The sequence below is a fragment of the Streptomyces sp. NPDC058877 genome (genome assembly GCF_042742855.1).
Taxonomy (GTDB): Bacteria; Actinomycetota; Actinomycetes; order Streptomycetales; family Streptomycetaceae; genus Streptomyces.
Genome location: NZ_JBHYMF010000265.1, coordinates 1 through 8,113, shown reverse-complemented (window position 1 = coordinate 8,113; position 8,113 = coordinate 1). Strand labels below are relative to the sequence as shown.

General features: G+C 70.9%; 7 protein-coding genes. 1 reads left to right on the top strand and 6 read right to left on the bottom strand.

What is annotated here, in order from left to right; genetic code table 11:
• Window positions 1–19 precede the first annotated feature (19 nt).
• From ACFW2Y_RS33255 to ACFW2Y_RS33240, 4 genes are all read right to left on the bottom strand, one after another.
• Window positions 20–2,092, bottom strand: coding sequence for a discoidin domain-containing protein (locus ACFW2Y_RS33255; RefSeq protein WP_384886689.1), 2,073 nt, complete (start codon window positions 2,090–2,092; stop codon window positions 20–22).
• 123 nt (window positions 2,093–2,215) lie between these two features.
• Window positions 2,216–2,809 carry a TetR/AcrR family transcriptional regulator gene (locus tag ACFW2Y_RS33250; RefSeq protein ID WP_384886686.1) on the bottom strand — a complete coding sequence of 198 codons (594 nt, stop codon included), beginning with the start codon at window positions 2,807–2,809 and terminating at the stop codon, window positions 2,216–2,218.
• A 156-nt stretch (window positions 2,810–2,965) separates the two neighbouring features.
• Window positions 2,966–3,646 (bottom strand): GntR family transcriptional regulator, encoded by a 681-nt coding sequence (locus tag ACFW2Y_RS33245; protein ID WP_384886684.1) that lies wholly within the window; start codon window positions 3,644–3,646, stop codon window positions 2,966–2,968.
• Between the two features lie 66 nt (window positions 3,647–3,712).
• Entirely contained in the window at window positions 3,713–4,921 is a 1,209-nt protein-coding gene (locus ACFW2Y_RS33240) for a CaiB/BaiF CoA transferase family protein (protein WP_384886681.1), read from the bottom strand.
• Between the two features lie 211 nt (window positions 4,922–5,132).
• Between ACFW2Y_RS33240 and ACFW2Y_RS33235 the strand changes: the two genes are divergently transcribed.
• Window positions 5,133–6,314 (top strand): acyl-CoA dehydrogenase family protein, encoded by a 1,182-nt coding sequence (locus tag ACFW2Y_RS33235; RefSeq protein WP_384886678.1) that lies wholly within the window; start codon window positions 5,133–5,135, stop codon window positions 6,312–6,314.
• Between the two features lie 21 nt (window positions 6,315–6,335).
• Here ACFW2Y_RS33235 and ACFW2Y_RS33230 read toward each other — a convergent pair whose 3' ends face one another.
• Both ACFW2Y_RS33230 and ACFW2Y_RS33225 read right to left on the bottom strand, forming a co-directional pair.
• Window positions 6,336–6,839, bottom strand: a complete 504-nt coding sequence (locus ACFW2Y_RS33230; RefSeq protein ID WP_384886675.1) for an FBP domain-containing protein — start codon at window positions 6,837–6,839, stop codon at window positions 6,336–6,338.
• A 73-nt stretch (window positions 6,840–6,912) separates the two neighbouring features.
• Window positions 6,913–8,113: DUF6777 domain-containing protein (locus tag ACFW2Y_RS33225; RefSeq protein ID WP_384886672.1), on the bottom strand; the 1,201-nt coding region annotated here is incomplete at its 5' end.

Genomic DNA, 8,113 nt, shown 5'->3' with positions numbered 1-8,113 from the left:
GCAGGCCCCTCCGTCAGTTTCAGGACCTGGTCACGGAGACCTCGTAGAGGGAGTACCCCCAGCCGGTGGCCCGCTTCACGCCGTGGACCCGCACGTAGCGGGCCTGCTGCGAGGCGAACTCGGCGGTGTCGTAGCCGCCGTCACCCGAGTCCGTGGACCACACGTTCCGCCAGTTCGTGCCGTCGTCCGACAACTCGATCCGGTACGCCTGCGCGTAGGCCCGCTCCCAGTCGAGAGTGACCCGCCCGACCCGGCGCACGGAGCCCAGGTCCACCCGGAGCCACTGGTCGTCCGACCATTCGCTGGCCCAGCGGGTGCTCGTGTTGCCGTCGACCGTCAGGCCCGGCGAGAAGTTCACGAAGGGGTTCCACCACTCGGTGCTGGAGGCCGAAACCGGCTGTCCCGCCGCGAGGTTCACGCCCGGCTCGTGGTCCTCCGTCCGCTTCCACGTGGTCAGGTACGACTCCGCTCCCCGTGACAGTTCGTCCACGACGCCGGGGCCGCCCGGGCTCAGCCGGATCTGTTCGATCCAGTCCGGCACCAGGCCGTTGTGCGCGGCGCCGTCCGTGTTGAGGTCCCAGGTGCGCTCGCCCGTCACCTGGCGGTCGAGCACCGAGCCGCCGTCGAAGCTCCGGAAGGGGTACTTCACGGCGTTCGGGGCGTCGGGGCCGACCGGCCCCGGCCAGCCTCCGACGCCGTTCATGTCCGTGCCGTAGCCGAAGCCGACCCCGTACTTCTTCCGCAGGTCGGCCTTCTGCGCCGCCTCACCGACGAATCCCTCGGCACCGTGCATGTAGGAGGCGGCGAAACCGCCGAGGCGGTAGAGCCGTTCGGTCCAGTCCAGATCCATCCAGCTGTGGCTGGACAGGACGCCCGGGTACTCCTCGGCCTCCAGGATGTCCAGCGCCCGGCCGGCGGCCTTGACGCTCATGTGGTCGAGCTCCAGCATCATGCCGCGGTCGATCATGCCCCGCAGGGCGTGCTCGCCGAGCCTGGTCAGACCCCGGGTGTTGCACCGGGCGTCGGAGGAGTAGGAGGGCACGCTCACCCCTGCCGGCAGCTTTTCGGCCATCGCGGCGGGCGCGGCGGCGAGGCCGATGGGGTTGTCGTGTTGCGGGCCCGTGCACTTCTCCGTGGTCCAGAAGGTGCCCGTGGACAGGAACTGGCCGATGTTGACCGCGACGCCCGTCGTGCCGCTGTCGAAGCGGACGCCGCACAGCGCGTTGTCGAACTTGTGGCAGAGGAACATGCTGCGCACGCCGAGCGCGTACAACTCGTCGAGCCCCTTGTCGATGTCCGCCTGGCTGCACTGGGCGACGTCGAGGATCTGCTTGCAGCCGAAGGGCTCCGAGGTCTCCACGCCGAGGACGACGGCGAGCTTGCCCTGCTCGATGACCGAGCGTGCCTGGTCGGCGCTGGTGACGATCCTGAACCAGCCCTTACCGGGACCGCCGTACATCCCGTCGATGTAGTCCTGCATCTCGTAGGTCTTGCGGGCTTCCAGGCGGATCGCGGTCATTTCGTCGCAGCTGCGGTCACGGGGCAGCAGCGAGCAGATCAGGCCGTTCGTCACCAGGTCGTTGACGAGGACGCGCTGGCCGCCGCGCCAGGCGCGCTCGACCCAGGCGTAGTAGTTCTGCTGGTGGCTCAGCGAGTTGTTGGCCGGCCAGTCCTTGAAGGTGGGCCAGCCGACCGGGTCGTGCTTCCCGTTGTCGCCGCCCGTGAGGTGCTCGAAGAGCGCCCCGGAGCCGTCCGGGTAGTGCTCGGGGCAGTCCTTGAGGGCGTCGGCGACGCCCTCCGTGGAGAACGGCTTGCCGCAGATCATGCGACCGCCGAAGCCCTCGCTGGACATCAGGTGGTTGTGCGCGTCCACGAAGCCGCGCACCTTGCCCTGGGCGTCCGTGCCCTTGAAGGGCGCACCGGTGACGTTGATCTGGGAATCGGCCGCAGGGCGGGAGGCGGGCTCCCACCACGAGTCGGAGGTGTCCGCGGCGGGGACCGGGGCGGCGCCGAACAGCACGGCCGCCAGGGCGATGAGCAGTGCCAGGAGGGCGGATCTTCCGCCGGTCCCGCGAGAAGTGGATCGAGTCATGGTCAGCAATGCCTCCGGACGGTGGGGGTGTACCGGGCGCCCCGAGGATCGCGGTGTTGAGGGAGTGAGTCAAGAGTCCGGGTCAAATGACCTGTTGATTGCTCCTGTGACTCGCACGCGGCGTCAACCCTCAATCATGGAAACGAGTTGACGAGACATCAGATCAAGATGATCAGTTGCCACCCGTTCGTCCCCGAGGACGAGGAACTGCAGGGTGAGCCCGTCGATGGCCGCCGCCAGATAGCGCGCGATCATCTCCACCGGCACCCGCGGTTCAAGCCCCCGGATCTCGCGGACCTGCTCGATCAGGGCCGCCGCCGATGCCACGTACTGCTCGTACTGGGCGCGTGCCAGGTGCTCGAAGCCCGGCTCCCGCAGCGCGTACTGGGTCAGGTCGTACGTCAGCATGTGCTCGCCGGGACGGGCCGTGACGTGGTCCCAGTACGTCCGCAGTGCGCCCCGCACGGTCTCCTGCAGGGTCGCTCCCGGCTCGACCGCGGACATCACGCGCGCCACGTAGTTGCCGGTGATCGTCTCGATCGCGGCCTCCAGCAGTGCCTGCTTGGAGTCGAAGCAGTAGTGGAAGACGCTCAGTGACACCCCCGCCTCGGCGCAGATCGACCGAGTGGTCGTCCGGGCGACCCCGTCCCTGGTCATCGCCCTGATCGCCGCCTCGACCAGCTGCCTGCGTCGTTCCGCCGACGGCATCCGTGCCATGGTTCCTCCTCGCGTCCGGCGCAAGGGTAACCGCAGCTCCAGGCGCAGTTCCCGACGCGGGTCGGGGTGCGGTTCGCCCCGCGCCGGAAGTCGCGTCGGAGGGCGGGGGCGAAGGAGGTCGGGCCGGCGGGTGCCGGGCCGCGCACCCGGGTGGACTCAGTCCCGTTCGTCGACTTCCGGCGCCAGGACCTTGCGCAGCGCCGCCACCGCGTGGGACCGGTGCTGGTCGAGCCGGTGCACCGTGGCGTCCTCGTCGCCGCGGTGGAGCGCGGAGATCACGGCGCGGTGCTCTTCCACGGCCTGCTGACGGTGCGGCGGCTCGGTGTAGTAGAGGGAGCGGTACGCATCGGTGGCGTCCCACAGGGAGGTGATGAGGCGGACCAGGCGCGGCATTCCGGACGCCTCGATCAGGGTGAAGTGGAAGAGCCGGTTCGCCTCGGCCATGGCGGCCACGTCCCCCTCCTCGGCGGCCCGCTCCACCTGCTGCTGGATGTGTTCGAGGGCGCTGACCGTGCCCTCCGGCATCCCCCGTACGGCGGTGCGCACGGCCTCGGTCTCCAGGAGCTCCCGGATCCGGTAGATCTCCTCCAGGTCCTCGACCGAAAGCTCCGCGACGAAGTAGCCCCGGTGGACGTGATGGACGACCAATCCCTCGGCCTCCAGCGCCTTCAGGGCCTCGCGGAGCGGTACCCGGCTCACCTCGAACCGGGCCGCCAGGGCTTCCTGGCGGATCGGGTCGCCGGGCTTGAGCTCTCCGCTGGTGATGGCGCGCCGCAGTTCCTCCAGGACGAACTGCTGGACGGTCTGAGGCCGCCGCTTCCGGACCGCGCTGCTCATCGCCTGTGACCTTCCGTTCCTTCGTGTTGCCGCCGGAGGGCCTCGCCCCCGGTGTCGACCATCTTCCTACGCGTCGCGGTCCGCCGCCGAACCCCTGCGGACGCCCCTGCCCAACCCTGCGAGCAGATCGTCCGTGTGCTCGCCCAGGCGCGGGGGAGCGGTGCGGTAGGAGGGTGGGGTCACGTCGAGGCCGATCGGGTTGGCGACCTGACCGGGGCCGGCCGCGGACTCCGGCACGCGTGCGGAGACCCCGAGCCGGTCGGCGAGGTCGAAGGCGGCTGCCAGGTCGTTGATGGGTCCACAGGGCACGCCGGCCGCGGTGAGCTCCTCGAACCACGCGTCGGCGGTGCGGGTGCCGAGCGGTCCGGCGAGGGCTTCGAGCAGCTCCTCGCGGTGGGCGACCCGGGCCGTGTTGGTCGCGAAGCGGGGGTCCGAACCCAGCTCCGGCAGTGCGAGCCGCTCGCACAGGATCCGGAACTGCCGGTCGTTGCCCACGGCGAGGGCCAGTGGTCGGTCCCGGGCTTCGAAGACCTCGTAGGGGGTGATGCTCGGGTGCCTGTTCCCCATGGCGCGCGGCGTCGCCCCGGCGCCGAGGTGGGCGGCGGCCTGGTTGGTGAGCGCCGAGAGGAGGGAGGTCAGCAGGGAGACCTCGACGCGTTGGCCCTCGCCGGTCCGCTCCCGGTGCCGCAGGGCGGCGAGGACGCCGAGGCCCGCATGGAGACCGGTGATCACGTCGACCAGGGCGACGCCCGCCTTCGTGCCCGGTCCGCCCGGTTCGCCCGTGATGCTCATCAGGCCGCCCATGGCCTGGACGAGCAGGTCGTAGCCCGGCAGCCGGGCGCCCTCCGCGGCGCCGAAGCCGGTCACCGAGCAGTAGACGAGCCCGGGATTGCCCGCCCGCACGTCCTCGTAGCCCAGGCCGAGCTTCTCCATGGTGCCGGGGCGGAAGTTTTCGACGAGCACGTCCGCCCGGTCCACGATCGCACGTGCTGCGGCCAGGTCCTCGGGGTCCGTGAGGTCCAGTGCGACGGAGCGCTTGTTGCGGTTCACGCCGAGGAAGTACGTGGCTTCGCCGGCGGCGAAGGGCGGCCCCCACGCGCGCGTGTCGTCGCCGGAGCCGGGCCGCTCGATCTTGATCACGTCCGCGCCCAGGTCGGCGAGGAGCATGGTCATGTACGGTCCGGCGAGCACCCGGCCGAAGTCGGCGACGACGATTCCGGACAGGGCGCCGCCCATCGGCGGATTCCCCGGTGTGTCCTGCTGGTCTGCGTGCATTCCGTGGCTCCTCGCCCTGGTCGGAGGAAACTGAATCGGGAAGCGGGCCCCTCGTGGGGTCCGTGCGGGGGAGGGGCGGACCCCGTGGACCGAGGATTGGATCCAATCGGACCGTACGGTCCGGGTGTCGGATTTTCAATACTGGATCCAATATCCGATCTACGGCTACGCTTCGCCTCGCCGAGTTGCCACAGTCGTCAGGAGGCCGTCCGTGAAGTCGCCGTCCACCCCCGTCCACCCGCTCGACCTGCTCGCCATCGACGGACTGTTGACCGAAGAGGAGCGGGAGATCCGCAACACCGTGCGGGCCGTCGCCGACCGCGAGCTCCGGCCGCACGTCGCGGACTGGTTCGAGAAGGGCGAGATTCCCGCCCGCGAACTCGCCCGCACCCTCGGTGGCGTCGGCGTGCTCGGCATGCACCTGGAGGGCTACGGCTGTGCGGGCACGAACTCCGTCGCGTACGGCCTCGCCTGCATGGAGTTGGAAGCCGTCGATTCCGGGCTGCGCTCCCTCGTCTCCGTGCAGGGCTCCCTCGCCATGTACGCGATCTGGAAGCACGGATCCGAGGAGCAGAAGCAGCAGTGGCTGCCGGGGATGGCGGCGGGCGAGTCCATCGGCTGCTTCGGCCTCACCGAGCCGGACGCAGGGTCGGACCCCGGTGCCATGCGGACCAACGCCAAGCGGGACGGCTCCGACTGGGTGCTCAACGGCACCAAGATGTGGATCACCAACGGCTCGGTGGCCGACGTCGCCGTCGTCTGGGCCCGGACCGAGGACGGCGTCCGCGGTTTCGTCGTCCCCGCCGGCACCCCGGGGTTCAGCGCTCCCGAGATCAAGATGAAGCTCTCGCTGCGGGCGAGCGTCACCAGCGAACTGGTCTTCGAGGACGTGCGGCTCCCCGCCGACGCGGTGCTGCCGGACGCCCGTGGGCTCTCCGGCCCGCTCGGCTGCCTCAACGAAGCCCGCTTCGGCATCGTCTTCGGTGCGCTCGGCGCCGCCCGTGACTGCCTGGAGACGGCGATCTCCTACGCCAAGGACCGGACCGTCTTCGCCCGCTCCCTCGCCTCGTACCAACTCACGCAGCAGAAGCTCGCCGACATGGCCGTCGAGCTCGGCAAGGGCATGCTCCTCGCCCTGCACCTCGGCCGGCTCAAGGACGCCGGCGCGCTCACCTCCGACCAGGTCAGCGTGGGCAAGCTGAACAACGTGCGCGAGGCCATCGCGATCGCCCGGGAGTGCCGCACCATCCTGGGTGCCAACGGCATCACCCTGGAGTACCCGGTGTTGCGCCACGCGAACAACCTGGAGTCGGTGCTCACCTACGAGGGGACCAGCGAGGTCCACTCCCTGGTCATCGGCAAGGCGCTCACCGGCGAGCAGGCCTTCCGCTGAGCGCAGGGGCGACCGGGCGCCTCAGCCCGCCGTCACCCGTCCCACGAAGGCGTCCAGGTTGCCCGTCAGGCGGGCGACCCGCTCGTCGAGGGCGAGGGACTCCTCGTGGCGCCCACCGCGCAACTTCGGCTGTCGCCTGCCCCGGACGTAGAGGGAACAGGCGAGGTCGGCGCAGAGGTAGATGCCGACCGTGTTCCCCTCGCGGCCACGGTTGCCGGCCAGGGGCGCCACCAGGAGCGTGACGCCGGAGGACGCGTGTCCGGTCAGACAGACCTGGCACAGGCTCGACTTCACGGCGCTGGTCCGACCGGTCGCCGGGACCCGCAGGGTCACGCCGAGCGGTCCGTCCGCGCGCGGCACCACCAGGTGTGCGCGCAGCGGCGCACCCGGGTCCACCCAGCCGAGGAAGTCCAGGTCCTCCCAGGGAAGTTCGGCGAAGTCCAGGGGGAGCTTGAGGCGCGAGGCTTCGCCCTTGGTGCAGTTCACGAAGGACGCGCGGATCTGTTTGTCGGTCAGTGGTTCCACTCGGTGCACCGTACAGGGGCCTCCGGGGGCGGGCATCCGAATAAGGGGGTGCCGGCCGGAGGCCCTCAGCGGCTCAGGACGGGGGCGGTGGGGACAGCGGTGAGACCGGGGTGGCCGGGGAGACGGCCGCCGACTGGTTGGTCGTCTGCCCCGCGGGCTGCTTCGAGGTCTGCCCCGGGGAGCTCGCCGGACCGTTCGACGTGGGCCCCGATGCGGGGCTCGACGACTGGGTCGACGGCGACGTGTCCGTGGGGCCGGGAGTGTCGGACGGCGAAGTCGAGGGAGGGGTCGACGGAGGGGTCGAAGCGGAGGGGGAAAGCGTCGAGGGGCACGGCGACGGGGTGATGCCGTTGCTCGGCGTCGGGGTTTCCGTGCCCGTCACCGTGACGCAGGGCACCGGTGACGACGGCGATGTCGACGGGGAGGAAGTGGACGCGGACGGCGAGGAGGGAGAGACCGTGGGCGGAGTGGTCGGCTTGTCCTGCCTTCCGGTGTCGCCGTGCTTCCGTGCGAACCAGTCGCCGTCCTGGGGGTCGTACACCACGAACACGTTCACGACCGTCACTGAGGGGGCCACCACGACCACCTGCTGCGAGTCGTACCCCTGCCACGGCGTACCCGTGGTGCGCGGCGCCTTCTGCGCCACCGGGGTGGTGAGGGGATTGCCGCAGGCGCAGCGCACCCGGGGCACCCCGCGGTCGTCGACCATGACGGCCGTTCCCGCCTGGAGCACCGACTGGTAGGTGGTGGCCGCGCCGTCCCGGAAGCCGTGGTTCGTCACCCTGGTGTCGACGCGGAGCTGGAGCGGGGTCAGGGAGCGGAGGTAGGCGGGCACCTCGTTCGGGGCGATACCGATGACCGAGGCGAAGGCCGCGTTCTTCGCGGGTTCGTCGGAGAGGTAGCGCACCTGCTGTTCCACGTCGCAACTGGCCACCGACTGCGTCCCGCCGTAGAGGCCCGGGGTCGACCCCGACATCTCGGGTACGGCCGAGGAGGTGCGGGGCGGCAGCGAGGCCGGCGAGGCGGAACCGGTGTCGTTCTGCGCCGTCGACCGGGTGAACGGGTCGGGGCCGGTGGCGGAGGCGTTCTGGAGGAAGACCTCGCCGCCGCCCGCGCCCGCCGTGTCGCCCTTGTCCCCCGGGCGGTTGGTGAGGACGACGGCCAGTGCCGCCGCCGCCACCAGTACGGCGGTGACCGAGGCGACCTTCGGGACCGAGCGCCACCAGGGGCCGCCGCCCTTGCCGCCGCCCGCCCGGGCCGCAGCCCCCGGCGAC

Excerpts from the sequence above, each read along its gene's own strand:
- ACFW2Y_RS33255 (WP_384886689.1), bottom strand. The coding sequence starts at position 2,092 with ATGACTCGATCCACTTCTCGCGGGACCGGCGGAAGATCCGCCCTCCTG.
- ACFW2Y_RS33250 (WP_384886686.1), bottom strand. The coding sequence starts at position 2,809 with ATGGCACGGATGCCGTCGGCGGAACGACGCAGGCAGCTGGTCGAGGCG.
- ACFW2Y_RS33245 (WP_384886684.1), bottom strand. The coding sequence starts at position 3,646 with ATGAGCAGCGCGGTCCGGAAGCGGCGGCCTCAGACCGTCCAGCAGTTC.
- ACFW2Y_RS33240 (WP_384886681.1), bottom strand. The coding sequence starts at position 4,921 with ATGCACGCAGACCAGCAGGACACACCGGGGAATCCGCCGATGGGCGGC.